The following is a 26,285-nucleotide window of genomic DNA, read 5'->3' on the forward strand; positions in this document are numbered from 1 at the left end:
CATCGCGCCAACCCTCCCAAGCGGCGCGTCTTGACCCTATCTATGAGGATATTTTGATATACGTCAATCATTTTTGATAGACGTATATCATTTTTGCAGAATGCAAAGCCGCCGCCCGGCTCTTAGGCAGCGGGTAAAGCGTTATTATCAAGGGATTTAAATCAACAGCAGGGCGTCAGCGCCCTACGGCCACTTCATCTTCCTGCATCGGGCCGGGTTGAATGCAGGCCATGAGCCAGAGCAGCGGTAGCGCGGCGAATATCCACCCCGCGCCCGCCCCCTCTCAGGCCGGGGGGATCGGGGTTCAACTTGGCAAAAGGGATGGGCGCTAAGCCGCGCGCCCCCCAAGTGTCGGACAGTCGGTAGCCGCCGGGCCAAGGGTCATCGGGGTCCAGCATGTGCTGATGGATGCCAGTAACCCAGCCCCGCCCAGAGAGTTCGGGAAGGATCGACGGATGATCGCCCACGCGCGTCTCGCCCAAGATCCGCCCGGTAAAGGTCGAGCCGATCAGCGAGACCGTGGTCAGGCTATCGTTCAACCCCATCTCCCCCCGCGCATGCAGCAGCGCCATCCGCGCGCAGAGCGCCGTGCCCGTGGGGGAGCGATCGACCTTGCCCGGCTGGATTGCCACTGCCGCCCCGGCGCGCAGACCGGTCGCGTCGCGGGTGACTGGCCCGGCAAAAAGGCAAAAAGAGAAATGCTGCCAATCGGGGTTCTCGGGGTGCTCAAACCGCATCGCGGCATTCGCGGCATTGGTGATCCGCACGCCGAGGCGGGCGATGTCATGGGCCTCATGGGCCTCCAGTGAAAACCCCATCGCGGCGGCGTCGACGACCACGAAACTGTCACCGCCATAGGCGGTATCGACGGTGAGCGTGCCCAGCCCTTCAACCTCAAGCGGAATATCCATGCGGGCGGCGAAGCTCGGCAGGTTCTGCACGAAGATACGCTCCGCCTTGCCATTGCGACATTCCGCGCGGACCTTCACCAGCCCGCCCGGCGCTTCGAGGGTTAGCTCCGTCACCGGCTCGGTCATCTGCAGGATCCCCCCGTCCAGCAGGACGGTCGACACGCAGATCGAGTTGGAGCCAGACATGGGCGGCGTGTCCTCCGGCTCCATGATGATAAAGGCCGCATCAGCGCGCGGGTCTTTCGGCGGCACGAGCAGGTTCACATGGCGGAACACCCCGCCGCGCGGCTCGTTCAGCACGAAGTTGCGCAGCGTCTGGTCCCGCGCGATCCAACGGCTCTGCTCCCAGATCGTGTCGCCGGGGGGCGGGGTGACCCCGCCGACGATCACATCGCCCACTTCACCCTCGGCATGGGCGGAAATGACGTGAACGGTCTTGCTGCTACGCATCGTTTGTCTCCTCTTCGGCCAGCCATTTGGGCAAAGCCTCCCCGGCCCGCCCGGTCACGGCAGCGTCTACGCAATCGGCGATACTGCCAAAGCGCACTGCACGGCCTGAAAGGCCCGGGGCGTAATGGGCATATTTGCCGGAGTTGGTCATCAGCACCTTGGCCGAGGGCGGGAAAACCGGCTCTGAGATCGAACACCAGCAGATGTCGGGCACGACTTGCACGCCTGCCGCTTCGAGCCGCGCCACGGTGCCGTCGTCACGCGCTGCCGTGAGAGTGTCATGCCCAAGGGTGACAATAACCGCTGTGTTCGGGTGCCGTTTTCGCCCGGCCAGAGCCACATCCAAAGCCCGGCATTCCGCAAGCGAGAAATGCGGGCTGCCGAAGGCCACGAGATCAATCTGCGCAGGCCCCGCGTTGAATTGCCGCCAGACACGGCGCAGGTCTTTGGGCGTGATGCGCAGGGTATCGGCCTCGGCCACGGGGGGCAGATCGGTTTCGGGCGTGACGCCTGCCACATGCAGCATCGGCGCGGCGGAGGTGGTGCCAAAGGCGGCGCAGAGCGCTTTGAGGTCATCCTCGTTCGGCGCAGCGGTTTCCAGCCCGCGCAGCAGCGGGATCCGGTCCGGCGCTGCCTGCCCCGCCAGCCAGCCGAGCATCGGCCAAATCGCTTCGTCATATTGCGCGGGCAAGGCCACATCGATCACCCGGCGTGGGGCGCGGTGGGCATCCAGATAGACCCCCGACAGCGGCGCGCGCGCCGTGAGCGCGATACACAGGTCAAGGAAATCGGGATGTTTCACCGTCCGCGCGCCAAGCACGCTATTGGCATAGATCACCGCATTGGATTCCGACCACGCGATGAACTCGCCGCGCTCGGGCGGGGCGGGCAATTGGTAGGGCGCACAAGTGAAACTGGGCCGTGCGCCCATGGTGACATAGGCATCGGCCAGACGGCTGGCGGGCAGGCCGAAATCTGGCGGCACGCCTTGATCGCGCCAGTTGCCGTGATCGACCGAGATCGCGTTCATCGTTGTCGGCACCCGCACTTTTGAGCCCATATCGGCCATCGTCTGGGCAAAAAGCAGGTTCGCCGGGCTGGCGTAGATGCAGCCGTCGATATGCACGCGCGTCACGTCAACCAACCTCTCGGCCCCCTGCCCCCGCGCCATGGTGCAGGTGATCTCCATCGCCAATTGAACCGCCGGACCGTCGGCACCCTCAAGCATTGCCTGATCCTCAGCGGTAAGATGCAGATCGCGGGCGGGCCTGTCGGACAGGGGCAAATCCCACGCATCGGTGCTGAGCATCTCAGGCGTGATCCGCGCGCTGCGCGCTTTGGCGAGCAGGTCGTAGTCCTTGGCCCCCAAACGCAGCACAGCGAGCGGCTTGTCGAACATCTTGCCCGCGATCAGCGCCCCCAAGGTCAGGATGTCTTCGGCCTCGCGAAAGACCAAGGCGGCGGGGGCATGGCCGTTCATTGCCAGTTCCAGCAGGACGCCACTGCCGGTGCAAGATCCCCGGCTGGTGGGCATCAACAGGACCTTGCCCGCCAGCGATTGCCCGCAAAGCGGGTGATGCGCGTCGATAACCTTGCCGCTGGCCGGATCAACGCCACCCCAAAAACTCAACCCCTCGGTCGAGACGAGCACCGCGCCTTGAGCCTCGGCGGGAACAATGATTTGCGTCATGGGCAGCCCTTCCAGATCAGGTGACGACAAAGCCGTGCGCGAAGGGGTCACGCTCGTCGATGAAGATTGTGTTAAAGCCGGTGACTCTCGCCCAACCGGCGATGGAAGGGATGATCGCAGGCTTGCCCGCCACCTCCGCCGCCGCTTCGACGCGGCCTTTGAACATCGAGCCGATGATGGATTCATGCACGAAATCGTCCCCGACCTTCAGCTTACCCTTGGCCGCGAGTTGCGCCATCCGGGCCGAAGTGCCGGTCCCGCAGGGGGAGCGGTCAATCGCCTTGTCGCCGTAGAACACCGCGTTGCGGGCGTGGGCCTCGGACGCTTGGGCGGCACCGGTCCAAAGGATGTGGCTCAGCCCGTTGATCGCCGGGTGTTCTGGGTGGATGAATTCGTATTTCGCGTTCAGCGCCGCGCGAAGTTTCGGGCTGAAACCGACCAGTTCAGAAACCGAGAAATCCGCCATATCGCGGAAATTCTTTTGCGGCTCGACGATGGCGTAGAAATTGCCGCCGTAGGCCACATCGACCACCACTTCGCCCAAGCCTTCGACCTCAGCCGTCAGACCTTCTGAATGGAGGAAGGCGGGCACATTGGTCAGCCGCACTTCTTCGACGAAACGCCCCTCTTGGCGGTAGGTCACATCGACCCGCCCGGCGGGAGTCTCAAGGCGCAACTGGCCGGGGGTGGCAGGTGTCACCAGCCCGTTTTCCAGCGCGATGGTGACGGTGCCGATGGTGCCATGGCCGCACATCGGCAGGCAGCCTGAGGTTTCGATAAACAGCACGGCGATGTCGCAATCATCCCGTGTCGGCGGGTAAAGGATCGCGCCTGACATCTGGTCATGACCGCGCGGCTCGAACATCAGGCCGGTGCGGATCCAGTCATATTCGGCTAGAAAATGCGCGCGCTTTTCCAGCATGTTCGCGCCCTTAAGCAGAGGCGCGCCACCGGTGACGAGCCGTACCGGATTGCCGCAGGTGTGGCCGTCGATACAAGGAAATATGTGTTGCGTCATGTCAGCCTCTAAAAGCGCGCGGGGGAAAATGGGGCAAGGTCGATGCCGGGGTCTTGGCCGGTCATCAGGTCCGCGATGATGGCGGCGGTGCCCGCTGATTGCGTAAGGCCGAGATGCCCGTGGCCGAAGGCGCAGAAGACATCTGGCCGGTTCGGCAACGCCCCGATGGCAGGCAGGCTGTCGGGCAGCGAGGGGCGGAAACCCATCCACTGCGTGCCGCCCGAAGTGTCGAGCCCCGGCAGGAAGCGCTTGGCCTTTTTCAGCATCGCATCGGCGCGGGCAAAGTTCGGCGGCAGGTCGAGCCCGCCCAGTTCCACCGCCCCGCCAACGCGCAGGCCGTCGCCGACCTTGCTGATGACAAAGCCATGGCCGCCGAAGGTGATCTGACGCTTCAGGTCGAAGGCCCCGGCGGGCAGCGTCGTGTTATAGCCGCGCTCGGTCTCCAGCGGGATTTTCGCGCCGGCAGTCCGCGCGAGGTGATGTGAATGCGCGCCCGCGGCCAGCACCACGCGGCCGGGGATCATGCCATCGGAGGTTTCGACCCCGCCAGCGACGAGACGTTCGGCGCGGGTGATCGTGATCTCACCGCCCCCTGCGCGGAAGCGTTCGGCCATGGCCAGTACATAATCGCGCGGGTCGGAAATCGACTGCCACTCGGGGGTAAAGGTCGCATGGGTGAAGGCGGGCGCAAGACCGGGTTGATAGGCCGCGATCTCCTCGCCCTTGAGATGGGTAAAGGCGATCCCCGCCTCTTGGCGGGCCTGCCAACCGGGGAGTGACGCGCGGAACTCGGTTTCGGTTTCATAGACCTGCAACTGCCCGTCGTGCCGCAGCATATGCGCCAGACCGCTCATCTCCAGATGCGGATCAAGCGCGGCCTGCGAGAGCTTCATCAGTGCCGTCTGCGCCACGGTCGAGGCGCGCACCTGCGCGGGCCAACTCGCTTTCCAAAAGCGCCACATCCACGGCGCGATCCGCGCGGCATAGCGCGGCGGCATGGAAAGCGGCCCCAGCGGATCAAGCAGCCACTTCGGCGCTTGCCGGATCATCCGGGGCGAGGCCAGCGGCAGGATCTCGGTAAAAGCAAAGGCGCCCGCATTGCCTGCCGACGCGCCCGCTGCCGGGCCTTCGCGGTCGATCACCCGCACGGGTAGCCCGCGCGCCTGAAGCGCCAGCGCGGTGGACAGGCCCACCACGCCAGCGCCGACAACCGTCACCGGGGTTTGGTTCATTACCGGACGCTCGACAGGAATTGGCGGGTTTCTTCTTGCTGCGGATCGCCAAAGATCTGATCCGGCGCGCCGATCTCGGCCATGACGCCCTTGTGAAAGAACGCCACCCGGTCCGACACATCGCGTGCGAAACTCATCTCATGGGTGACACAGATCATCGTCATCCCCTCATCTGCCAGCAATTTGAGCGTGTCCAGCACCTCGCCCACCAATTGCGGGTCGAGGGCCGAGGTCACCTCGTCAAAGAGAATGTAATCGGGCGACATGGCCAATGCACGCGCAATCGCCATCCGCTGCTGCTGCCCGCCTGACAGACGGCTGGGGTAGACATCCAGCTTGTCGGCCAGACCCACATGTGAAAGTTGCTGCACCGCGATTTCTTCGGCTTCCTTGCGGCCCATGCCCTTCACTTTCCGCGGGGCAAGGGTCACATTTTCCAGCACCGTCAGATGTGGGAAGGCGTTGAATTGCTGGAACACGATGCCGATCTTGCGGCGCAGCTTGTTCAGGTCGGTGTCGCGGGCGTGAACCTCGGTCCCGTCGACCACGATGCGGCCCTTGTCGATCGGCTCCAACCCGTTGATGCAGGTCAGCAGCGTCGATTTACCCGAGCCCGAGCCGCCGATCACCGAGACGACCTCGCCTTTTTGCACGGTCAGGTCGATGCCCTTGAGCACCTGTAGTGCGCCAAAGGATTTATGGACGTTTTCAATCTCAATCATTTTCTTGCCACCTTTTTTCCAAGCGGCTGCCAAGCCGGGCAATGGGGAAACTGAGCGCGAAATAGATCGCACCCGTCACGAGCAGGATGAACATCGGCTCTTGCAGGCGTGTCACCAGAATTTGCGACGACCGCAACAATTCGATGATGCCAAGCCACATCACCAGCGCGCTGTCTTTCATCACGCCAAGCGTGAGGCCGATCCAACTGGGCAGGCCCACCCGCAACGCCATGGGAAAGACGATCTGCGTGAGGTCTTGGCCCCATGTCATACCGAGCGAACGGGCCGCACGGCGGGTGACCGAGGGCACCGCTTCAATCGCGCCGCGCACGATCTCAGTGCAATAGGCCGAGGTATAAAGCGCCAGCACGATGCAGGAGGTCACGAAGGGGGAGATCCCCCAGCCCGCGATGGCCTGAAAGGCGTTGGCAAGGATCAACTGGATCAGCAGCGGGACCGAGCGGAAGATATCCAGCACAAAGGTCAGCGGCAGCGCAGCCCAGGGGCTGATCTGGCTGCGCAGCACCCCGAAGAAGAGCCCCAGCAGCGTGCCGCCCACCACCGCAAAGACGGTGACCGATAGCGTCACGCCCGCGCCTTTGAGCATGAACAACAGGTCGTTGAAGGTCAGAGCCGTATCAAACATCTATTCTCTTCCTTCAGTAGCGAAACAGGCGGGCCGCGAGCAGCCGGGCGCCGAGCATCACGGCCTTGGCGATCACGTAGTAGATCACCGCCGCCAATGCGAAGAATTCAAAGGTTCGGAAGCTGCGCGCATTGAGGTCTTGCGTGACCCCCGCGAGGTCCGAATTCAGCCCCACCGTGACACCCAGAGAGGTCATCAGGATCGCCCAGATCATCTGGTTCGTGGTCGGCAGGAACGAGATGCGGAACATCTGCGGTAGGATAATCAGACGAAACGCCTTGGCCTGCCCCATCCCCAGTGACCGCCCGGCGCGCAGCTGCGTGCCCGGAATGGCCCGCATCGCGCCGCGGAACGTCTCACACAGGTAGCCCGCGTTGTTGAACGCGATCCCGGCCAGCAATGCGGCATAGGGGCTGAGGTAGATCCCGAAAGACCCAAGCCCGAAATGCGCCATATAAATCTGAAAAAGTGCCGGCGTGTTGCGCGCCACTTCGACCCATGCGGTCGCAGGCGCCCGCAGCCAGCGCGATTTGGCATCGCGGCCCACGGCCAGCAGCACGGCGATGGCAACGCCGATCAGCATCGACAGGATCGATATCTGCAGCGTGACCAGCGCGCCTTCCAGCATCTCTGGAAAAGCGCGAAAGGCCTGTCGCCATTGAAAGGTGTAGTTGCCCATCTCTTGCTCCGATCAGCGGTTATCGGCATGGGGGCCGCAGGCTGCGGCCCCCCGTTCCATCAGCGATAGGCTTTGGCGATGGTCAGATCAGGCGCGTCGCCGCCGACCCATTTGTCGAAGAGTTCCTGATAGCGGCCCGAACGGACCTGCTGGTTCACGAAGAGGTCGAGATAGTTCAGCAGGCCGTATTCCTGACGCAGGCCGATCAGACCGACATAGTCCACATCAAAGGGCGCATCGCCCGCGATGGTCAGACCTTCGAACTTTCCGCCATTGACGATGGAAGACGCCACGGTGGAGGTCACGACTGTCGCGTCGATCTGACCTTGGGACAGGGACAGGAACACATCCGCTTGGCTCTGGTAGGAACGGAAGCTGCCTTCGTCCCATGCTTCGACCTGCTCTTCCAGCGCGATGGCCTCAAACGTGCCCGCGACGGAGCCGACGGTTTTGCCCTTGAGGCTTTCAAAGCTGTCGACGCCCGCGTCTTCGCGGGTCAGCACGACATTGGTAAAGGCGAAATACGGGACCGAGAAGCCAACCGTCTTGGCCCGCTCCAGCGTGTCGGAGGTGGAGGCAACGCCCACATCCGCGCGACCCGAGACGAGGGCGGGAATACGGTCAGGGAAGGGCGTCTCGACGATCTCGGCTTCGACACCCAAGGCGGCGGCCAGATCATTGCAATAATCTACGTCAAAGCCGACGGGTGTGTTGCTGTCATCGCGCGAGCCCATGGGCGGGAAGTCCAGCACCACGGCGCAGCGCAGCGTGCCCGAAGAAATGATGTCGTCCAGTTTGTCGGCCTGAGCAGCAGTACCGATCACGGTGGCGGCCACGAGGCTCCCGGCGAGTTGCGTGAATTTCATAGATATCTCCCTCTTGGGTTGGTCGCCCCCGACTCTCGTCGGACGGGGTGCGGAGTAAGGTGAAGGAACAATGTCCTCACTAAAAATACAACATGTATTTTTAGTTTTTACCGATGTGTCGACATATTTTTGATACATAGAGACACCGTTGTCCTTGTTCGGGGCGGGGATTGGGCTGCAGCCGTCCCCTTTTCGGGCTGAACTGAAAAAGCCGGGCGCGCGGCCCGGCTCTCTCGGTCTAGGATCACTCTGCCGCGTCTTCGGGCAGGAGCGCCTCTGGCAGGTTCTGATAGGACACCGGCCGCAGGAAACGTCGGATCGACAGGGTGCCCACGCTGGTCGCGCCGAAGTTGGTGCTGGCCGGGTAAGGCCCGCCGTGCACCATGGAATCCACCACCTCGACGCCGGTTGGGAAGCCGTTTGCTAACAGACGCCCGGCCTTGCGTTCCAGCACCGGCATCAAGACCCGCGCGGCTTTAACATCCGCGTCATCCTTATGCAGGGTGATGGTCAACTGCCCATCCAACTCAACCGCCAGCGCGCGCATCTCTTCCAGCGAAGCCACCCGCACCACCAGCCCCAGCGGGCCGAAGACTTCCTCATGCAGCGCCGGGTTGGCTTTGAACTCTGCGCCCGTGGTCTCGAACAGGGCCGGGGCGGCATTGCGGCCTGTGCTGTCGGCCACATGCACTTGGCGCAGGCTTTGCGCGGCTTTGAACGTGTCGCGGCCCGCACAGAAGGCCTGCGCGATACCATCGGTCAGCATGACCTGTTCGGCCACGTCTTTCAGCGCGGTGGCGGCGCTTTGCACGAAAGCGTCCGCCCCTGCCCCGTCGATCACCACGGCAATGCCCGGATTGGTGCAGAACTGACCCGCGCCCATGGTCAGGGACGCGGCCCAACCTTTGCCCAGTTCCTCGGCTCGTGCCTCCATCGCGGCGGGGAGCATGAACATCGGGTTGACCGAGCCCAATTCGCCAAAGAAGGGGATCGGCTCTGGCCGCGCGGCGCAGAGATCGAACAGCGCCCGGCCCCCGGCGAGGGAGCCGGTGAAACCCACGGCTTTGATCAGCGGATGCTGTACCACGGCCTGACCGACAGCGCGGTTGCCGCCTTGGATCAGCGAAAACACTCCGCGCGGCATGTCGCAGCTTTCAACCGCGGCACGGATCGCTTCGGCCACGATCTCTCCGGTGCCGGGATGGGCGGAGTGGCCTTTGACCACGACCGGGCAGCCCGCCGCCAGCGCCGCCGCAGTGTCACCGCCTGCGACCGAAAAGGCCAGCGGGAAGTTCGACGCGCCAAAGACGGCCACGGGGCCGATGGGGCGTTGAACCATGGTGATGGCCGGGCGCGGGGCGGGCTGGCGTTCGGGCATGGCGGCATCGAAACGACGGTCGAGATAGTCGCCCTTCTCGATATGTGCCGCGAAAAGGCGCAGTTGGCCAACGGTCCGGCCCCGCTCGCCTTCCAGACGCGCTGCGGGCAGGCCGCTTTCTTGGCTGCCTATTTCGGTGATCTCGGCCCCGCGGGCGTCGATCTCATCGGCGATGGCGTTCAGAAACTTGGCGCGGGCGGCCCGACTGGAATAGCCGTAGTCCCAAAACGCCGCTTCGGCAGCTTCGCAGGCTTGGTCGACCAAATCCACCGTCCCGACCGAGAATTCATGCGCAGGCCCATGGGCGGGGCTAGAGCTAAAGCGGTCGTCCGTGGCGATCCATTCGCCTGCGATCAGGTGTTTGCCATGGGGGGTAAAGGCCATCGTCTATCCTTTCATGCGGGCCGCGGCCCGGTGTCAGCTTGCGTCTCTGCGCAACTGCATACATGATGTATGCAAATGTGCAACCCAAGCCCTGCGAGGATCCAAATGGCTGATACACCCCTGTCCCACGACGCACTAAACGGAATTGTCACGCAGATTTTCCAAGGCGCGGGCTTGTCGCCGCAGAATGCCAGTGCCCTCGCGCGGGTGATCGTGGCGGGCGAAGGCGATGCTTGCAAATCCCACGGCATTTACCGGATCGAAGGCTGCCTGCGCACAATCAAGGCGGGCAAGGTGGTGCCCGATGCGGTGCCGCAGGTGCACCAGGACGACAGCGCCATCGTGCGCGTAAATGCAGGCGGCGGCTTTTCCAACGCGGCCTTCGACGCGGGCGCGCCGGTGCTGGCGGAGCGTTGTCGCACGACCGGGATCGCCGCCATGGTGATCAACGATTGCACCCATTTCGCCGCCCTCTGGCCCGAGATTGAGACGCTGACCGACATGGGCCTCGCCGGGATGGCGATGTGCCCCAGCTATGCCAGTGTCGCGCCCTCGGGCGGCACCGACCCCTTGATGGGGACCAACCCTTTCGCCTTTGGCTGGCCCCGGAAAGGGGGCGACCCTTACGTTTTCGATTTCGCCACCAGCGTCGCCGCGCGGGGAGAGATCGAATTGCACCGCCGCGCCGGCACGCCGCTGCCCGAAGGCTGGGCCATCGCGCCCGACGGCACGCCCACAACCGATCCCGAAGCCGCCCTTGCCGGGGCCATGCTGCCCTTCGGCGGCCATAAGGGCTCCGCCATCTCCACCATGATCGAACTGCTCGCCGGGGTGATGATCGGCGACCTGACCAGCCCAGAGGCGCGCGACGCCTTAGGCTCTCTCACCCTCGCGCCAGCGCATGGGGAGTTGATCATCGCCTTCGACCCGGAAAAGTTTGCCGCTGGCCGCCCCGGCGATCCCTTTGCGCGGGCGGAAACACTCTTTGCCGCGATCATGGGCCAAGGGGCGCGGCTGCCCTCACAACGCCGGTTCAAGGCCCGCGCTGAAACCCGCGCACAGGGGATTCCCCTGACGGAGGCGGAAATGCAAAGCCTAGAACGCCTGTTGGCCGACGGGCTCGACGCGGTTTGACCCCTCTCGGCGCTCCAGCCCGCCTGTGGTTGGAGCGCCGAGAGCTCAGACGCGCCCCAAAGACCCTGCGCGACGGCGCTGCTGCACAGGATCGAATGTCACAAAAAAGCGGCGATGCTACGGTAATCTAGGCAAAATTTTGTGCAGACCCGGCCAAGCACCGCCCGGATAGGCGATTTTCCGCGCTGCCCTGCAGCATTCCGCTGAAGGTTGCTGAATCAAGTTTCAAGTACCGCCGAAAAGATTAGATAGGGAAAAAATTGCACACTCTTAACGTGTCTCCCGAGGTATTGTTTTGCCAAATTCTTCCACCACACGACCGAATAAATTGCGGACCGAAGGCTTAAAGAGACGTCAGTTTCTGGCTCTCTCCGCCGCCTCCTTTGCCGCCGCGCTGATGCCGCTGCGCAGTCGCGCGCAGGAGGTGCCTGCAGCCTCCTTTACATTCGACAATCTGGTCAATGACATGCGGGACTTGGCGCAGTCGTCCTATGCGGCGCCGAAGCCGGTCAAAGGGTTCCTCGCCGATCTCGATTACGACGCCTATCAACGGATCCGTTTCCGGCCCGAACAGGCGCGCTGGCAGGAAAAGGGCGTTGCCTTTAGGTTGCACGCCTTCCACCCCGGCTGGCTGTTCAAAGAGGCGGTGAAGATCAACGAGGTCCGGGGCGACACGGTCGCGCCCATGGGCTTTACCACCGCGGATTTTGAGTATGACGACGCGGCACTCGCCAAGTCGATCCCTCCCAATGCCGAGATGCCGGGGGTTGCCGGGTTCCGCCTGCACACCCCACTCAACCGCGCCGATATTTTCGACGAATTGATCGTCTTCCAAGGCGCGAGCTATTTCCGCGCTTTGGGGAAAAACACGCTTTATGGGCTGAGCGCGCGCGGCCTTGCCGTCAACACCGGCCTGCCCGAAGGCGAGGAGTTCCCCCGTTTCAGCGAGGTCTGGCTGCGCCGTCCGGAACCGGGCGATAGCAGCGCCACGATCTATGCCGCGCTCGACAGCCCGTCGGTGACCGGGGCCTATAGGTTCGTGATCACACCGGGCGAGGACACCACCGTCGAGGTCACCATGCGGCTGTTCCTGCGCAAAGACATCAAACAGCTTGGCATTGCGCCGCTGACCTCAATGTTTCTGCACAATGGCGCGGACAAGGGCAGCTTTGACGATTTCCGCCCCTCGGTCCACGACAGCGAAGTCTTGGTGCTGAACGCGGGCAAGGATGCGACCCTCTGCCGCCCACTGAACAATCCGCCGCGTTTGGCGAGTTCCTATTTCGGGGCACAGAGCCCACGCTCTTTCGGGCTGGCGCAGCGCAACCGGGACTTTGAGCATTACCTTGATGCGCAGGCCCATTACGAACGGCGCCCCTCTTTGATGATCGAACCCTTGGGCGACTGGGGCAAGGGCACGGTCCGACTGGTCGAAATTCCCTCCGATCTGGAGGGCAATGACAACATCGTCGCCTATTGGATTCCCGAGGGCGAAACCCGTGCCGGGGATGAATTGGCCTATGACTACCGCATGCACTGGGGGATGACCCCACCGGGCGCCACCCCGCAGACCCTTGGCCGCGTGGTGCGGCTGCGCACGGGCCACGGCGGGGTTGCGGGGGTAGAGGCAGATACGCAAACCCGCAAATTCGTTATCGACTTTGCCGGCGGACAGCTGAGCGATATGCCAAGCGACGCTGAGTTGCAGCCGATCACCAGCGCGCAGAACGGCGAAATCGTCGAGGCGATCCTGAGCCGGGTAGATGGCCGAGACGAATGGCGGCTGGTGCTGGAACTGCGTGCAGAGCCTGACGCCATCGTCGAGATCAAGGCAGTTCTATCGGGATATGACCGCAATCTTACAGAGACATGGGTGTACCAATGGATCAACGCATGAACCTCCAAGAGGCGACGACCTCCTACTCCGCAATGACGGTTGAGGCCGAGACTTGGATGCCGCCCACCGCCCCGCTCGCCATGCCGCGGCAGACTTTGGAACGGCGCGGCCATCTGGCCGGGCTGGCCGATGTCGCGCGGGCGTTCCTGCTGCGGCGTAAGGCCTGAGTTCAATGACACTTCAGCAAAGGCAGCTTGCGGCAGACGGGGCGACCCGTTTTGCACGGGCGGTCGCCGTCTTTTTGTCTCTCGGCTGTGCGGCCCTTGCGTCAATGCTTTTGGCCGAGGCGGCGGCGCGCGATGGGTTCAGCGGGTGGGACGGCATCCGCGCCGTGCTCGTTTTCGCGACCACGGCTTGGCTGGCTTGGGGGGCGTCATTGGCGCTGATCGGGCTTTTCGGCAGCAGATCAACGCCTCCCCGCCCCGCGCTGGACGCGCCGCAGCCGCGCAGCGTGATCGCGGTGCCCATCTGCAACGAAGACCCGCTGACCACTTTTGCCCGCATCGCCGCGATTGACCGCTCCGTCGCCCGGGCCGGTGTGACGGCGGATTTCGTCGTTCTGTCGGACACGCGCGATGACGCACTTGCCGGGAAAGAGCAATTCGCCTTTGCCCGCCTGCTGCGCGAGACAGATGGCCAAGGGCGTATTTTCTACCGCAGACGGCGCGACAATGCGGGCCGTAAGGCGGGCAATATCGAAGAGTTCATTCGCAGCTCCGGCGGGGCCTATGACCTTGCGGTGATCCTTGACGCCGACAGCCTGATGGAGGGCGAGACGATCCGCGCCATGATCGCGCGGATGCAAGCCGATCCGCAATTGGGGCTGCTACAGACCCTGCCCAAAATCATCGGCGCGCGGTCTTTCTTTGGTCGGGCACTGCAATTCGCTTCGTGGTTCCATGGCCCGATCTTCACCCGTGGCCTTGCCCGTATGCAGGGCCCGACGGGGCCGTTCTGGGGCCATAACGCAATCATCCGCGTCCGCGCCTTTGCCGAAAGCTGTGGGCTGCCCGAGCTTTCCGGCCCGCCGCCCTTGGGTGGGCATATCCTCAGCCATGACTATGTCGAGGCCGCGTTGCTTGCCCGCGCCGGTTGGAAGGTCGAGGTGGATGAAACCTTAGGCGGCTCCTTCGAAGAAGGCCCTGAGAATGTCCTTTCCTTCGCGCGGCGAGAGCGGCGTTGGTGTCAAGGGAACCTGCAACATGCGCGGCTGATCTTTGCCCCCGGGCTGGCGGGCTGGAGCCGGTTTGTCTTTTTGCAGAACGTCACCGCCTATGTCGTCTCGCTTCTCTGGGCGGCCTTTCTGATCACTTCGGCCATCAGCACGCTTTACGCGCCGCCGCCTGAATATTTCCCCGGTCCCTATCAGCTTTTCCCTGTCTTCCCCGATACCAGCACGCGCGAGATCACGCTGCTGGCCTTGGGCGTTTTGGGTCTGCTGGTGGTGCCGAAGCTGCTGATCCTGCTGCACGCGATCCTGACCAAGCGCGCGCGCGACTTTGGCCGCAGCCTGCGCATGTCGCTCTCGGTTCTGACCGAGATCGTGCTGACCACGCTTCTGGCCCCCTTGATGCTGCTCTATCACAGCCGCGCGGTGCTGCAGGTGCTCTCGGGCCAAGACGGGGGCTGGCCTGCCAACCAACGCAACGAAGGCCGGTTGAGCTTGGCGGATGGCTGGGCGGCGGGCCGGTGGATCATTTTCATCGGCGCGGCGATCATCGCGGCGGTGCAGTGGGTCGCGCCTGACCTGACGATCTGGCTGCTGCCCGTGGCGGTTCCGATGCTGCTGGCCCCGCTGCTCATCGCATGGACCTCCCGCCCCCTACCTCGCAGGCTCTTTGCCGTGCCGGAGGATGCGGCTCCGCTGGATGTCGTCGCGGAATACGACAGTATCTGCGATGTCTGGCGGTTGACGTGGAATGACGAACATCTGATGGCGAAACCCACAGCGGCGGATCTGACCCATGCCCCAGCCTAGCACCGGGCTGTCGCCTGCGGCGACATCGATCGGCTCTGCTCCTATCGGCTCTGCCCCCATCGCCAAACCTGCCCGCGATCCGCGCATCGATGTGTTTCGCGGTTTGGCGTTGGTAATGATTTTCATCAACCACGTCCCCGGCAACCCCTTTGAAGCCCTGACCATCCGCAACCTAGGCTTTGCCGACGCGGCGGAGGCGTTCTTTTTGATGTCGGGCATCGCGGCGGGCTTGGCCTATACGCCCCGGTTCATTGAGAAAGACCGCCTGCGCCACGGCCTTTGGCGCGCGGTCGCGCCGCTGTGGAAGCGCGCATGGTCGCTTTATCTCGTGCAAATCATGCTCTCGGCCGTGGCTTTGGGCATTTTTGCCGCCGCTTTCCAGATCACGACAGAGGCCGAGTTTCTGACCAAGATCAACATGCGGCAGGTCTTTCAAAACCCGACCCAATCCGTGATCGGGATACCGCTTTTGACGCACCAGTTTGGCTATGTGAACATCCTGCCTGCCTATTCGGTTCTGCTGGTCTGTGCCCCTGTGGCGATCATGCTGGGGCTGCGCTGGCCGCGGCTGCTTTTGGCGCTGTCGCTGGCCCTTTGGCTGCTGACCGGCGTTTTCCGGCTGAACCTGCCGAACTACCCCAATCCGGGCGGCTGGTTCTTTAACCCTTTTGCGTGGCAGGCGATCTTTGTCTGCGGCCTGCTGGTTGGGCTCAGCCAACGGCAGGGCTATCGGTTTTTTCCCGCGTCGAAAGCACTGTTTTGGCTGTCCGTCGCGGTGTTGCTAGGGGTGCTGGCATGGCGCTATGTGCCGGGTTTGGGCAAGTTCCTGAACCTACAGATGCATCACCTGCGCGAGGCCGGGGTGCCCTTCAACCTCACCTCGCATGACAAGACCTATCTCTCTGCCCCGCGGTTCATCCATATTTTGGCCTTGGGATATTTTCTGTCGCAATTGCCAAGCGTGACCCGCCTCTCTGGACACCAGATGGCGCGCCCCTTCCGGCTGATTGGACAGCACGGGCTGCTGATCTTTGCCAGCGGCACGGTGCTGGCGCTGGTCTGTCAGGCGGTCATGATGGCATGGCCCGAGGCGGCTTGGATGCCATGGGTGCTGCCTGCGGTGGGGACGGCGACCCTTTATGGGATCGCTTGGACTGCTGAAACCTCGCGGCGCGCGCTCACCGCGCCAGCGAGACCGGCAGACAACCCTGTACAAGACAGCGCGCGTTTCGCAACACCTGCCGCCACGTTCAGACCTTAGACCTCGGGATCGCGGCGGCCCCATTTGCGCCATGCCAGCCACGCAAGGCCCAGCCCCCCTGCGATCAACGCCGCGTGACGCGGGCGAATGCCGCGCCCGGTCGTGGTGCCCTCGCCCGGATGATAGCGCGGGTCAAGCAGTCGGGTGTTTGCCAGAAAGCCGCCGACAACCGTCTCGCTGCCCCGGAACACGGCACGCAGACCGCGACCTTTCTTGCGGTTCAGGGTTTCAATTGCTCCGATCATCGACCCCTTTTCGGCCATCACCTCGGCCACACGGGCGGGCGGCAGGCCCAAGTGCTCGGCGATGAGGCGGGTTCTGAACCCTTCGATCACCTGCGCGGGGCGCTCAATCGCCACGTCGCATTCGGTGTCAAACCCCATGGAGCGGTTGTTGAGGTTGCTGGAACCGAGGCGCAGAAGATGGTCGTCGATGATCATGATCTTCGCATGCACATAGATCGGCTCTCCCTCGTCGGTGACGGGGAAATAGATGCGGAAGCGGTTCTGGTGATCCGCCCGCTTTAAGTCTTCGACCAGCCGTTCGCGCAGGACATGCATAGCGTCATCTTCCAACTGCGATTCCGCATCGCGCGGGTTGATGATGACAATCTCGGGACCGTCTTTTTCGGCCAAACGCGCTTTGAGCGCATCACAAATCGAGGCAGCGGCGAGGTACTGTGATTCAATATAAATATAGTCTCGGGCCGATTGGATCCCGGCGAGGTAGAGTTGTTCGATCTCATTGATCAGCGGCTCTTCGTCAAAGGGCGGCTCGGTCCGGGCGATCCCCACGTCGATGTCTTCGGCGTCCACCGGCAGGTCTTTGGGCCATTCGAACACTGGCGCGTCGCTCAGCCGGGGGATTTCATCCCCCGTGGCCCGCAGCCAACGCCGACGCGACAGTTCGCCCAAGGCCGCAGCGGCCGGGCCGGACATCGCCGAGGTGGCATCGTGCCAAGGGTCGGAGGGAGAGCCGTCTTTGCGCACCCGGCGCGGGTCATGCGGCAGGTGATCGGGCGTGTCCCACCGGTCTTCGGTCGCGTCGATGCCGCCGCAAAAGGCCAAGGCATCATCGGCCACGACGATCTTTTGGTGGTGGCAGGCACCAAAGGGGTGGTGCCCGTCCAAGGCGAAATGGATCCGGTCACCGCCAAACAGGCTCAGCGCCAGCGAGGGCACCAGCCGCCCCGGCGCAGCCAGCACGGCCCCGTTCCATTTCAGCAGGTAGACATGCAACTCCGGCGTCCGCTCGACCACCGCCTCGACAAAGGCGCCGAGTTGGTTGGGATAGCCGTCCGGCGCATTGCCGTCCTCATCGCTCTCGCCCGGCAGCATCTCTAGCTCAAAGTCGAAATCCCAGCCGATCAGCATCAACTGCTGCCGCGCGCCGAGAAAGATCTCGCGCAAGACGCGGAAGTAATCTGCCGCATCGACCACAAGGCCAAAACGCTCGGCCCGCACAACGCGCCATGTAGACTTATCGGTAAATAGGCTCTGGCGCGTCGCCGCGTCAGTCGGATGCTGTTGGTCCGCCTTCGCCAAATCTAAATCGCCACGCACGTTCCTGCCCCCTTCGGTTCGATCCTACATGACTAAACGCCCAGTGCGGTGGGAAGTTGCATGGGCGCGGAAATATCGGCGGCAACGGCCGCTCAGACCAGTTGCGCTTCGGACAATTCGGCCTGCAGGCGGGCTTCTTCGGCGGCTTTAGGCGTGGTGAAACGTGCCAGCAAGAAATAGGCGACGGGCGTGAGATAGAGCGTCGAAAGCGTGGCCATGCCCAAGCCGCCGACAATCACCCAGCCAAGCGCCTCGCGCGCCTCGGCCCCCGCGCCCGAGGACAGGATCAGCGGCACGCCCCCGAGCACGGTCGAGGTCATCGTCATCATCACCGGGCGCAGGCGGATTGTAGAGGCACCAAAGATCGCCTCGTGAATATTCGCCCCTTGATCGCGCAGCTGGTTGGCAAACTCGACGATCAAAATCCCGTTTTTGGCCATGATCCCGATCAGCATGACAAGCCCGATCTGGCTATAGACGTTCAGACTTTGCCCCGTCATCAGCAGCGCGAAAATCGCGCAGGCAAGGCCCAAAGGCACCGTGGCCATTACCACGATGGCAGAGACGAAACTCTCGAACTGCGCGGCGAGGACAAGGAAAACCACAAGGATCGCAAAGCCGAAGGTCACGAAAAGCCCGGAACTGGTTTGATCCAATGCGGCGGCTTCGGCCAAGGGCACGATCAGGTTCTCTTCGTCCAGCACCTCTTGGCCGACCGCGCGCACTTGTTCCAACGCATCGCCCAGCGACAGGCCCGGCGTCAGCCCGGCTGAAATCTCGACCGAGCGGTTCTGCCCCTCCCGGTCCAGCTCAGGGGCGACGGCGCGCTCTTCGAGGGTGACAAAACTGGCCAGCGAAATCATCTGCCCGTTGCCCGATTGGACAAAGACGTTCTCAAGGTCGCGCGGGTCGTTCACCGGGTTTGAGGTCGACAGCATCTGCACGCCGTAGCTGGTGTCGTCGATAAAGACCGACGCCATCTCGCGCCCGTCGAGCATGGCTTGCAAGGCTTGCCCCAGCCCGGTGATATCGACGCCGAGGTCTGCCGCCAGCGTCCGGTCGATCTGGACGAAAAGCTGCGGCTGCGTGCGCTCGTATTCCAGCCGCACTTGGCCCATCGCGGGATTCGTGCTCAGCCGGTCCACCATGGCCTGCGCGACCTGCGACAGTTGCTCATAGTTGTTGCCGGTGATCGCGAAAGACAGCCCCCGCCCCGCGCCGCGAATACCGAGAGAGTTGGGCTGGATCGCAAAGGCCCGCACTCCGACGATGCCGCGCAGCTTGCCGTTGATCTGCCCCACGATCTCATCTTGGCTGCGCGCGCGGTCCTCCCAGCCGGCAAGGGTGAAGACCATGAAACCGCGATTATCCGCGCCAAACCCGGTGATGGAGAAGATGTTCGTCACCTCTCCCGCCTCTTGCAGCGGGGTGATCAGGTCTTCGATCTCGCGCATCTTGGCTTGGGTATAATCGAGTGAGACGCCCTGAGGGGCCGACACGCTGAGCAGCGCCACGGCGCGATCTTCGCGCGGGGTCAGCTCTTGGCGAATTTCGCCCGCCACCAGCACCGCCGTCAGCGCCACAAAGGCCGCGATCAGCACCACGACATAGGGCATCGCCAGCGCCCCTTTGAGGGTCGCGGCGTAGAGCCGAAACAGCGCATTGCCAAGCGCCACGACAGGGCCGCGCGGGTTCTCCGCGACTGGTTTGGTCAGCAGACGGCTGGCCAGCACCGGACAAAGGCTCAGCGCCACCACCGAGGACAGCATCACCGCGATGGCGAGGGTAAAGCCAAACTCCCGAAACAGCCCGCCCGCCTGACCGGGCAGGAACGACAGCGGGATAAAGACCGCCGCCAGCGTGGCCGTGGTGGTGACCACGGCAAAGAACACCTGTGATGTGCCCAGCACCGCCGCCGCCCGAGGCCCCATCCCCGCCGCGCGCTGGCGCACGATGTTCTCTAGCACCACAATCGCATCATCCACGACCATGCCAGTGGCCAGAACCAGTGCCAAAAGGGTCAGGATGTTGATCGAAAACCCGACCAGATAGATCGCCGCCAAAGTGCCGATCAACGCCACGGGCAGGGTCAGCGCCGGGATCAGCGTGGCGCGGAAGTCGCGCAGAAATATAAAGATCACCGCCACCACGATGCCCACGGCAAAGGCCAGCGTCGACAGCACCTCGCGGATCGAGCCCGAGATAAAGGTCGCGTCATCCGAGGTCACGAAAATCCGCACGTCTTGGGGCAAGGTCTCGTTCAACTCTGCCACCACGGCGCGCACATCGCGCGAAATCTCAAGCGTGTTCGAGGTCGCCTGCCGGATGATGCCGATGCCCAGCCCCAACTGCCCATTGGCCCGCAGGATCGTCTCACCATCGGCGGGACCGAGCGTCACGGTGGCCACATCGCCGAGCCGGACATTCTCTTTGATCTCCATCGCTTCAAAGGCCTGCGTGGTCGCGACACTGGCGGTGGTGCGCACGTTGATCGACTGCCGGTCGCCAGCCAGATCACCCGCAGGCGCATCATAGGCGACATCGGCCAAGGCGCGCTGGATGTCGCCCAAGGTCAGGCCCCGGCTGGCCAGTTCCAACTGATCAATATCGACGCGGAAGAACGGTTCGCGGTCACCATAGACCTGCAAATCCGCCACCCCATTGACCGAGATCAGCCGGTCTTCGACGCGGTCCTGCACCAGTTTGGTCAACTCTTCGGGCGAGCGGCCCATTGAGGTTACGGCGATACGCATCACCGGCTGGGCGTTGGCGTCGGCTTTGACGATCTGCGGCTGTTCGGCGCCCTCGGGCAGTTGGTTCACGATCCGCGCCACCGCGTCGCGCACATCGGTCGCAGCCACGTCGATATCGGTGCTGTCGTTGAACTCAAGCGTAACCCGGCTGCGCCCAAAGCGGGAGTTCGAGGAAATCGCCCGCACACCCGAGACCCGGCCCACCGCCCCTTCGATCCGCCCGGTCAGTTCCTGATCAACGGATTCCGGGGACGCGCCCGAGAATGTCGTGGTGACGGTAACGACGGGCCGGTCGACATTGGGAAGCTCACGCACCTCGGCGCCAAAAAGCGCGGCGATGCCCGCCAGCACAATCAGCGCATTCAACACAAAGGCAAGGATTGGCCGCCGCACGAAGAGCGCCGTGCCCGCCCCGGAGGCGGGGGGCGGTGGGCCTTCGCCCGAGGGTCCGGCGCTCATAGGGTGGTCTTCCGCGAAGGCGCGGCACCCGATTGCACGCTGCCCGCGCGGTTGGCCTCTTGCACATCACCGCCTTCGCGCAGGGTTTGCACGCCTTCGGTCACCACCACATCTTCGGCGGTTAGACCCTCCGACAGGACAAGAACGGAATTGCTGTTGCGCTGCGCGATTTCGACCGCGACTTGATGCGCCTTGCCCTCCCGCACCGTCCAGACAAATGGCCCGTCCGAGGACCATTGCACCGCGAGCGGCGGGATTGCCAAGAAAGGGTCGCCGACAAAGGTAAGGCTGACCGAAAAGGCCATGCCCGCGCGCAATTGGTCGTCTGCGTTCGGCACCTGGCCTTGCACCAAAAGCGTGCGGCTGGCGCGGTCGATCACGCTGTCGATGGCGCTGACCTCGCCCGTCAACGTCAGGTCGCGCATCCCAAGCGGGGTGACCGTGATCTCTTTCCCAAGGTCCAGCTTGCCCACCACCCGCTCGGGCACGCGGAAATCGATCAGGATCTCGCTGCGGTCGGTGATGGTGGCCAGTTGATCCTGCGCATTCACCCGGTCGCCCACTTCGATGTCGGTGATCCCCACCCAGCCCGAGATCGGCGCGAGGATGCGGCGTTGCGACAGATCGAATTGCGCTTGGCTGAGCGCAAGTTCGGCGCTTTGAAGGGCCAGTTCCGTCTCGCGCAGGCGCACTTCGCTGACGGCGCCGGTATTTTGCAACCGCTTCACGCGGTCTTGCTCGGTCCGGGCGTTTTCAAGCTGCAATTCGGCTTGTTTCAGAGCGATCTGCTCAGCCTCATTCTCAAGCAGGGCGACCACGGTGCCCGCCTCGATCAACTGTCCGGCGGGCAGGTTGAGGTCGGTGAGGACCCCCACGGCGTTGGAGCGCAGCGTGACCGAGCGGCGCGCGCGCCCGTCGCCGATGGCGGTGATCCGGTCGGCCAAGGTCTCTTGGCTGACCTTTGCCGTGACAACCAGCGACGGCCCGCCGCCGCCCCAACCGCGGCCTGACGACCCCGGCTCTTGGGATGCAACCTCGATCCCCAAAAGATCGAGCAGACCCGTCTCAGCCACATAGGGGCGGGAGGCGGGGACGAAGGTCAACATCATGTAAAGACCAGCAATGAGAACCAGCAAAAATACGAAAAATTGGCGCAGGGATTTCACGGGGATGCGCTTTCAAATTGTTTTACAAGGCGCATAATTGAGCATCCCCCCGAAAAAGGCACGTCAAATCTGCTTGATCAAGGGCCGGGCATTCCCTGACGGGGCCGCTGGCTGTTACCACTATGGCGCGGAACCCAGCCCGGTGAAAGGGCGTGGGGCTTGATTACTAGAAATTCGATTGCCGCCGCACATATTCCGACCCAAAGGCCAAGCAATCACGAGGGCCAAGGCCAGACAATAGACCAAAGGGGACATCATGCGCGCGACGATTCTACCACTGGCGACACTGCTACTGGGCTTCTCGCTTTTGCAGATGAGCAACGGGCTGCAAGGCACGCTTTTGGCCGTGCGCGCGGGGCTTGAGGGGTTTGGCGGGGCGACCACCGGCCTGATCATGTCGGGCTTTTTCGCGGGACTGAGCGTGGGCTCCTTCGTCGGACCGCGGCTGATCAGCGGCGTGGGCCACATCCGCACCTTTGCAGCACTCGCCTCTGTCGCCTCTGCGGCGGCGCTGATGCATTTGGCCTTTGTCGACCCTTGGGTCTGGATCGCGGTGCGCTGCCTGACGGGTTTCGCCTTTGCCGGGTTGATCATCGTCACGGAAAGCTGGCTCAATGCGTCGGTCAGTTCCGCGCAGCGGGGCAAGTTGCTGGCGGTTTATGGCATGGTCGGCATGGCATCGGGGGCGGCGGGGCAGTTCCTGCTCAACCTTGGGGATCCGGCTGAGTTCATCCTCTTTGTGCTCGTCTCGATCGTCATGTCGCTGTCGCTGGTGCCGATTTCGCTGAGCCGCGTGGAAGGGCCGCGCTCTGAGGGCGCGCAAGAGCCGCCTTCGCTGCGCCGCCTTTGGGGCCTGTCGCCCTATGGCGCGGTGGCCGCCGGACTGGTCGGGGCCTCCATCGGGACATTCTACGGGCTGGCGCCGCTCTTTGCTCAGGAAATGGGATACACCCAGTCCCGCATCGCCCTGCTGATCGCGGCCTTTACCATCGGCGGCTTGGTGCTTCAGTTCCCGCTGGGCTGGATGTCCGACCGGATGAGCCGCCGCGGTCTTGGCGTGGGGCTGGCCGCCGCGGGCAGCGCCTTGATGTTGCTGACCCTGCCGATCCCGGCGCCGACGGGGACGATGCTGCTGGTTCTGGGGTTCGCCATCGGCGGGCTGGTCCTGCCCGCGCAGTCCATCGTGATCGCCCATGTCAACGACCGCGCCCCCGGCTCGGCGGTGGTGGCTGTTTCGGGCGGTTTGGTGTTGATGCAGGGGATTGGCGCGGCAATCGGCCCGCTGCTGGCGGGTGTGCTGCTGGATACGCTGGGGCCGCGCGGCCTGCCGCTGGCGCTTGGCGGCTTTCAACTTATCATCGTGGCATGGGGGCTGCTGCGCATGACCCTGCGCAGCGATCCCGAAACCCAAGAGCGGCACGCGGCACCGCCGCTGACCCCGAACTTTGTCGAAGGTGAGTTGACCCGCGAGGAATAGCGCGGCTTAGCTTTTCGGCCAGCTTTCCGGCACGTTGCTGCGCAACTCCTCCAACCACGGGGTCGCGACACTATCCGAAGGCGCGCGCCAGTCGCCGCGCGGCGACAACGCGCCCCCGGCGCTGACCTTGGGCCCATTCGGCAAGGCCGAGCGTTTGAACTGGCTGGTGGCAAAGAAGCGGTGCAGAAATTTCTCAAGCCAATGGCGGATGGTTTCCAGATCATAGGCGTTGCGCTTGGCCTGCGGGAAGCCTTCGGGCCAGCGGCCTTCTTCGATGTCGTGCCATGCCTGCCACGCCAGAAAGGCCACCTTTGACGGCGCAAGCCCATAGCGCATGGTGTGAAAGAGAAAGAAGTCGTTCAGCTCATAGGGGCCGATCATCGCCTCGGTGCTTTGAATCTCTTCATCTTCGCCTGCGGGCACCAATTCGGGCGAGATTTCGGTGTCCAGAATGGCTTGCAGCACCCCGTCCGTCTCAGCGTCGAACTGGCCCGAGCGGGTGGCCCAACGGATGAGATACTGGATCAGCGTCTTCGGCACACCGGTGTTCACCGCGTAATGGCTCATCTGATCGCCGACGCCGTAGGTGCACCAGCCAAGCGCCAGCTCACTCAGATCGCCAGTGCCGATGACGAAGCCCTGCCGCTGGTTGGCCAGCCGGAAAAGGTAATCGGTGCGCAGCCCGGCCTGCACGTTTTCAAAGGTGATGTCATAGACCGGCTCCCCGCCCGAGAAGGGGTGATCCATATCCTCCAGCATCTGCCGCGCGGCGGGGCGGATGTCGATTTCATCGGCTGTGATGCCCATCGCCTTCATCAGCTTCCATGCGTTGGACTTGGTCCCCTCGGAGGTGGCAAAGCCGGGCATGGTGAACCCTAAAATACGGTCGCGCGGGATGCCCATACGGTCACAGGCTTTGGCCGCCACGATCAGCGCATGGGTCGAATCCAGCCCGCCGGAAATGCCGATCACCATGGTCTTACCCTTGGTCGCCTCGAACCGGCGGCGCAGCCCTTCGACCTGAATGTTGAACGCCTCATAGCAGTCTTGATCGAGGTGGCTCTCGCGGTTCGGCACATAGGGAAAACGGCGCAGCGGGCGGATCAGCCCGGCGTTTTCATGGTGCGGCTGATGGGCGAAGGTGACCCGGCGAAACTCTGGCGCGTGGTGCCGCGCGGCATCGTGGAAACTGCCTGTGCGCATCCGCTCTGACTGGATACGCCCGCAATCCACATCGGCGATGGTCAGCTCCGGCTCCAGCGGGAAGCGGGTGGATTCGGCCAGCAGATCGCCCAACTCATGGATCATCCCCTGCCCGTCCCAAGCCAGATCGGTCGTGCTCTCTCCCGGTCCGGCGGCGGAATAGACGTATGCCGCAAAGGCGCGCATGGATTGCGACCGGCACAGAAGATGGCGGTCAGAGGATTTGCCGATCACGATGTTGGAAGCCGAAAGATTGGCAAGGATCAGCGCGCCCCCAAGTGCGGCCTCCGACGAAGGCGGCGCGGGCGTCCAGAGGTCTTCACAGATTTCGGCATGGAAGATAAGGCCGGGCAGATCCGTCGCCTCGAAAATCAGATCATCGCCAAAGGGCACGCGGCGGCCCGCAACGGTGATCTCTCCGCCAGTGTCACGGCCATGGGCGAACCAGCGTTTCTCATAGAACTCGCGGTAATTCGGCAGATAAGACTTTGGCACGACGCCCAGCACCTGCCCGCGCGAAATGGCGATGGCGCAGTTGTACAGCCGCCCCTCCCGGCGCAGCGGCGCGCCGAGCAGGATTACGGGGGTCATCTTGGCACTGGCGTCGACAAGCACGCCAAGCGCCTCTTCCACCGCATTCAACAGCGCGTCCTGCATGTGCAGATCGTCAATGGCATAGGACGAGAGCGACAGTTCAGGACAGACCAGCAGATCGACACGCGCCGCATCGGCGCGGCGCATTTCGTCCAGCAGGCTATCGCGGTTGAAGGCCACATCAGCAGGCCGCACATGGGGTGTACAGGTCGCCACCCGGACAAAGCTGTGACGGTGGTAGGCGGTAAAGGCGGCGGCTTGGCTCTTGCTCACGTCAGGCTCTCCTCCAACATATCCAATATCGTTTCAAGGCATCGCTGCCGGATCGCATCGCGGCCAATGGCCCCAAAGGACTCGGCCCGATGAACCGTGTTACCTCCCTCGCGTGCAAGCGCAAAATGCACAAGCCCCTCTTCGTCCTCGGGGCGTCCCGGTCCGGCAAATCCGGTGGTCGAGACGGCGATCTGCGCACCAGAGCGCGCCATTGCCCCTTCGGCCATCGCAATCGCGACAGGGCGGGAGACCGCGCCGCATGCATCCAAAAGCCCCCGGTCGACCCCCAAGAGCTCGTGTTTGGACAGGTCCGTATAGCTAACGAAACCACGCTCGAACGCATGAGAGCAACCTTCGATATCCGTCAAAAGGGCGGCAACCAGCCCGCCGGTGCAGCTTTCGGCGGTGGCGATATGGATGTCCCGCGCGCAAAGCTTTTGCAAAACGGATGTCGCGCGATCAGCGATGTCGGGCTGCGATAGGGGATCACTTTTCTGCATCTTCGCTCCGCAAATTGGTGCCTTGTTAAGCAAACCCCCTGCTGCCCCCGCG

Annotated in this window: 20 protein-coding genes; 6 read left to right on the forward strand and 14 right to left on the reverse strand. The window is 63.5% G+C overall.

Translation table 11 applies throughout. The annotated features are described in order from the left end of the window. Positions 1 to 194: 194 nt before the first annotated feature. The 9 genes from J3456_RS14160 to J3456_RS14200 form a co-directional block, all read right to left on the reverse strand. Complete coding sequence (locus J3456_RS14160; protein ID WP_502989508.1) at positions 195 to 1,361, reverse strand: trans-3-hydroxy-L-proline dehydratase; 1,167 nt, start codon at positions 1,359 to 1,361, stop codon at positions 195 to 197. After that, the gene (gene lhpI, locus J3456_RS14165; RefSeq protein ID WP_349580784.1) at positions 1,354 to 3,051 is read right to left on the reverse strand and encodes a cis-3-hydroxy-L-proline dehydratase; all 1,698 of its coding nucleotides are present in this window, start codon (positions 3,049 to 3,051) and stop codon (positions 1,354 to 1,356) included. Before lhpI ends, J3456_RS14160 begins: the two co-directional genes overlap by 8 nt. A gap of 16 nt (positions 3,052 to 3,067) precedes the next feature. Next, positions 3,068 to 4,069 (reverse strand): 4-hydroxyproline epimerase, encoded by a 1,002-nt coding sequence (locus tag J3456_RS14170; protein ID WP_349580785.1) that lies wholly within the window; start codon positions 4,067 to 4,069, stop codon positions 3,068 to 3,070. Between the two features lie 8 nt (positions 4,070 to 4,077). After that, on the reverse strand, positions 4,078 to 5,301 hold the full coding sequence (locus tag J3456_RS14175) for an NAD(P)/FAD-dependent oxidoreductase (RefSeq protein ID WP_349580786.1): 1,224 nt from the start codon (positions 5,299 to 5,301) through the stop codon (positions 4,078 to 4,080). Then, positions 5,301 to 6,023 carry an amino acid ABC transporter ATP-binding protein gene (locus J3456_RS14180; protein WP_349580787.1) on the reverse strand — a complete coding sequence of 241 codons (723 nt, stop codon included), beginning with the start codon at positions 6,021 to 6,023 and terminating at the stop codon, positions 5,301 to 5,303. The genes J3456_RS14175 and J3456_RS14180 overlap by 1 nt, the downstream gene beginning before the upstream one ends. After that, entirely contained in the window at positions 6,016 to 6,669 is a 654-nt protein-coding gene (locus tag J3456_RS14185) for an amino acid ABC transporter permease (protein ID WP_349580788.1), read from the reverse strand. Before J3456_RS14185 ends, J3456_RS14180 begins: the two co-directional genes overlap by 8 nt. A gap of 13 nt (positions 6,670 to 6,682) precedes the next feature. Further along, positions 6,683 to 7,348, reverse strand: coding sequence for an amino acid ABC transporter permease (locus J3456_RS14190; RefSeq protein ID WP_259950406.1), 666 nt, complete (start codon positions 7,346 to 7,348; stop codon positions 6,683 to 6,685). A gap of 59 nt (positions 7,349 to 7,407) precedes the next feature. Continuing rightward, positions 7,408 to 8,214 carry an ABC transporter substrate-binding protein gene (locus tag J3456_RS14195; protein WP_349580789.1) on the reverse strand — a complete coding sequence of 269 codons (807 nt, stop codon included), beginning with the start codon at positions 8,212 to 8,214 and terminating at the stop codon, positions 7,408 to 7,410. Between the two features lie 244 nt (positions 8,215 to 8,458). Next, positions 8,459 to 9,976 (reverse strand): aldehyde dehydrogenase (NADP(+)), encoded by a 1,518-nt coding sequence (locus J3456_RS14200; protein ID WP_349580790.1) that lies wholly within the window; start codon positions 9,974 to 9,976, stop codon positions 8,459 to 8,461. A gap of 105 nt (positions 9,977 to 10,081) precedes the next feature. Here J3456_RS14200 and J3456_RS14205 point away from each other — a divergent pair, with 105 nt between their 5' ends. The 5 genes from J3456_RS14205 (at position 10,082) to J3456_RS14225 (ending at position 16,246) form a co-directional block, all read left to right on the forward strand. Next, positions 10,082 to 11,110 (forward strand): Ldh family oxidoreductase, encoded by a 1,029-nt coding sequence (locus tag J3456_RS14205; RefSeq protein ID WP_349580791.1) that lies wholly within the window; start codon positions 10,082 to 10,084, stop codon positions 11,108 to 11,110. A 397-nt stretch (positions 11,111 to 11,507) separates the two neighbouring features. Then, positions 11,508 to 13,007 carry an OpgD/OpgG family glucan biosynthesis protein gene (locus J3456_RS14210; RefSeq protein ID WP_502989510.1) on the forward strand — a complete coding sequence of 500 codons (1,500 nt, stop codon included), beginning with the start codon at positions 11,508 to 11,510 and terminating at the stop codon, positions 13,005 to 13,007. Then, the gene (locus J3456_RS14215; protein ID WP_349580793.1) at positions 13,004 to 13,174 is read left to right on the forward strand and encodes a hypothetical protein; all 171 of its coding nucleotides are present in this window, start codon (positions 13,004 to 13,006) and stop codon (positions 13,172 to 13,174) included. The genes J3456_RS14210 and J3456_RS14215 overlap by 4 nt, the downstream gene beginning before the upstream one ends. Positions 13,175 to 13,179: 5 nt before the next feature. Continuing rightward, positions 13,180 to 14,985, forward strand: a complete 1,806-nt coding sequence (mdoH, locus tag J3456_RS14220; RefSeq protein ID WP_349580794.1) for a glucans biosynthesis glucosyltransferase MdoH — start codon at positions 13,180 to 13,182, stop codon at positions 14,983 to 14,985. Then, positions 14,972 to 16,246, forward strand: coding sequence for an OpgC family protein (locus J3456_RS14225; protein ID WP_349580795.1), 1,275 nt, complete (start codon positions 14,972 to 14,974; stop codon positions 16,244 to 16,246). The genes mdoH and J3456_RS14225 overlap by 14 nt, the downstream gene beginning before the upstream one ends. Here the strand turns inward: J3456_RS14225 and J3456_RS14230 are convergent. The 3 genes from J3456_RS14230 to J3456_RS14240 all read right to left on the reverse strand — a co-directional run bounded on the left by J3456_RS14230 (position 16,243) and on the right by J3456_RS14240 (position 22,186). After that, the gene (locus J3456_RS14230) at positions 16,243 to 17,808 is read right to left on the reverse strand and encodes a phospholipase D-like domain-containing protein (protein WP_349580796.1); all 1,566 of its coding nucleotides are present in this window, start codon (positions 17,806 to 17,808) and stop codon (positions 16,243 to 16,245) included. The genes J3456_RS14225 and J3456_RS14230 overlap by 4 nt on opposite strands. Before the next feature lie 92 nt (positions 17,809 to 17,900). Beyond that, positions 17,901 to 21,020 carry an efflux RND transporter permease subunit gene (locus J3456_RS14235; protein ID WP_349580797.1) on the reverse strand — a complete coding sequence of 1,040 codons (3,120 nt, stop codon included), beginning with the start codon at positions 21,018 to 21,020 and terminating at the stop codon, positions 17,901 to 17,903. Continuing rightward, on the reverse strand, positions 21,017 to 22,186 hold the full coding sequence (locus J3456_RS14240; RefSeq protein ID WP_349580799.1) for an efflux RND transporter periplasmic adaptor subunit: 1,170 nt from the start codon (positions 22,184 to 22,186) through the stop codon (positions 21,017 to 21,019). The genes J3456_RS14235 and J3456_RS14240 overlap by 4 nt, the downstream gene beginning before the upstream one ends. 256 nt (positions 22,187 to 22,442) lie before the next feature. Here J3456_RS14240 and J3456_RS14245 point away from each other — a divergent pair, with 256 nt between their 5' ends. After that, on the forward strand, positions 22,443 to 23,663 hold the full coding sequence (locus J3456_RS14245; RefSeq protein WP_349580800.1) for an MFS transporter: 1,221 nt from the start codon (positions 22,443 to 22,445) through the stop codon (positions 23,661 to 23,663). 6 nt (positions 23,664 to 23,669) lie between these two features. Here J3456_RS14245 and J3456_RS14250 read toward each other — a convergent pair whose 3' ends face one another. Beyond that, complete coding sequence (locus tag J3456_RS14250; protein ID WP_349580801.1) at positions 23,670 to 25,733, reverse strand: NAD(+) synthase; 2,064 nt, start codon at positions 25,731 to 25,733, stop codon at positions 23,670 to 23,672. Then, positions 25,730 to 26,233, reverse strand: coding sequence for a CinA family protein (locus J3456_RS14255; protein WP_349580802.1), 504 nt, complete (start codon positions 26,231 to 26,233; stop codon positions 25,730 to 25,732). The genes J3456_RS14250 and J3456_RS14255 overlap by 4 nt, the downstream gene beginning before the upstream one ends. Positions 26,234 to 26,285: the final 52 nt, after the last annotated feature.

This window comes from Sulfitobacter sp. NFXS29, assembly GCF_040148765.1.
Lineage (GTDB): Bacteria > Pseudomonadota > Alphaproteobacteria > Rhodobacterales > Rhodobacteraceae > Sulfitobacter.

Bases quoted from the DNA above. Each gene is read 5' to 3' on its own strand.
- J3456_RS14160 (WP_502989508.1), bottom strand. From the start codon at position 1,361: ATGCGTAGCAGCAAGACCGTTCACGTCATTTCCGCCCATGCCGAGGGT.
- lhpI (WP_349580784.1), bottom strand. From the start codon at position 3,051: ATGACGCAAATCATTGTTCCCGCCGAGGCTCAAGGCGCGGTGCTCGTC.
- J3456_RS14170 (WP_349580785.1), bottom strand. From the start codon at position 4,069: ATGACGCAACACATATTTCCTTGTATCGACGGCCACACCTGCGGCAAT.
- J3456_RS14175 (WP_349580786.1), bottom strand. From the start codon at position 5,301: ATGAACCAAACCCCGGTGACGGTTGTCGGCGCTGGCGTGGTGGGCCTG.
- J3456_RS14180 (WP_349580787.1), bottom strand. From the start codon at position 6,023: ATGATTGAGATTGAAAACGTCCATAAATCCTTTGGCGCACTACAGGTG.
- J3456_RS14185 (WP_349580788.1), bottom strand. From the start codon at position 6,669: ATGTTTGATACGGCTCTGACCTTCAACGACCTGTTGTTCATGCTCAAA.
- J3456_RS14190 (WP_259950406.1), bottom strand. From the start codon at position 7,348: ATGGGCAACTACACCTTTCAATGGCGACAGGCCTTTCGCGCTTTTCCA.
- J3456_RS14195 (WP_349580789.1), bottom strand. From the start codon at position 8,214: ATGAAATTCACGCAACTCGCCGGGAGCCTCGTGGCCGCCACCGTGATC.
- J3456_RS14200 (WP_349580790.1), bottom strand. From the start codon at position 9,976: ATGGCCTTTACCCCCCATGGCAAACACCTGATCGCAGGCGAATGGATC.
- J3456_RS14205 (WP_349580791.1), top strand. From the start codon at position 10,082: ATGGCTGATACACCCCTGTCCCACGACGCACTAAACGGAATTGTCACG.
- J3456_RS14210 (WP_502989510.1), top strand. From the start codon at position 11,508: ATGCCGCTGCGCAGTCGCGCGCAGGAGGTGCCTGCAGCCTCCTTTACA.
- J3456_RS14215 (WP_349580793.1), top strand. From the start codon at position 13,004: ATGAACCTCCAAGAGGCGACGACCTCCTACTCCGCAATGACGGTTGAG.
- mdoH (WP_349580794.1), top strand. From the start codon at position 13,180: ATGACACTTCAGCAAAGGCAGCTTGCGGCAGACGGGGCGACCCGTTTT.
- J3456_RS14225 (WP_349580795.1), top strand. From the start codon at position 14,972: ATGCCCCAGCCTAGCACCGGGCTGTCGCCTGCGGCGACATCGATCGGC.
- J3456_RS14235 (WP_349580797.1), bottom strand. From the start codon at position 21,020: ATGAGCGCCGGACCCTCGGGCGAAGGCCCACCGCCCCCCGCCTCCGGG.
- J3456_RS14245 (WP_349580800.1), top strand. From the start codon at position 22,443: ATGCGCGCGACGATTCTACCACTGGCGACACTGCTACTGGGCTTCTCG.
- J3456_RS14255 (WP_349580802.1), bottom strand. From the start codon at position 26,233: ATGCAGAAAAGTGATCCCCTATCGCAGCCCGACATCGCTGATCGCGCG.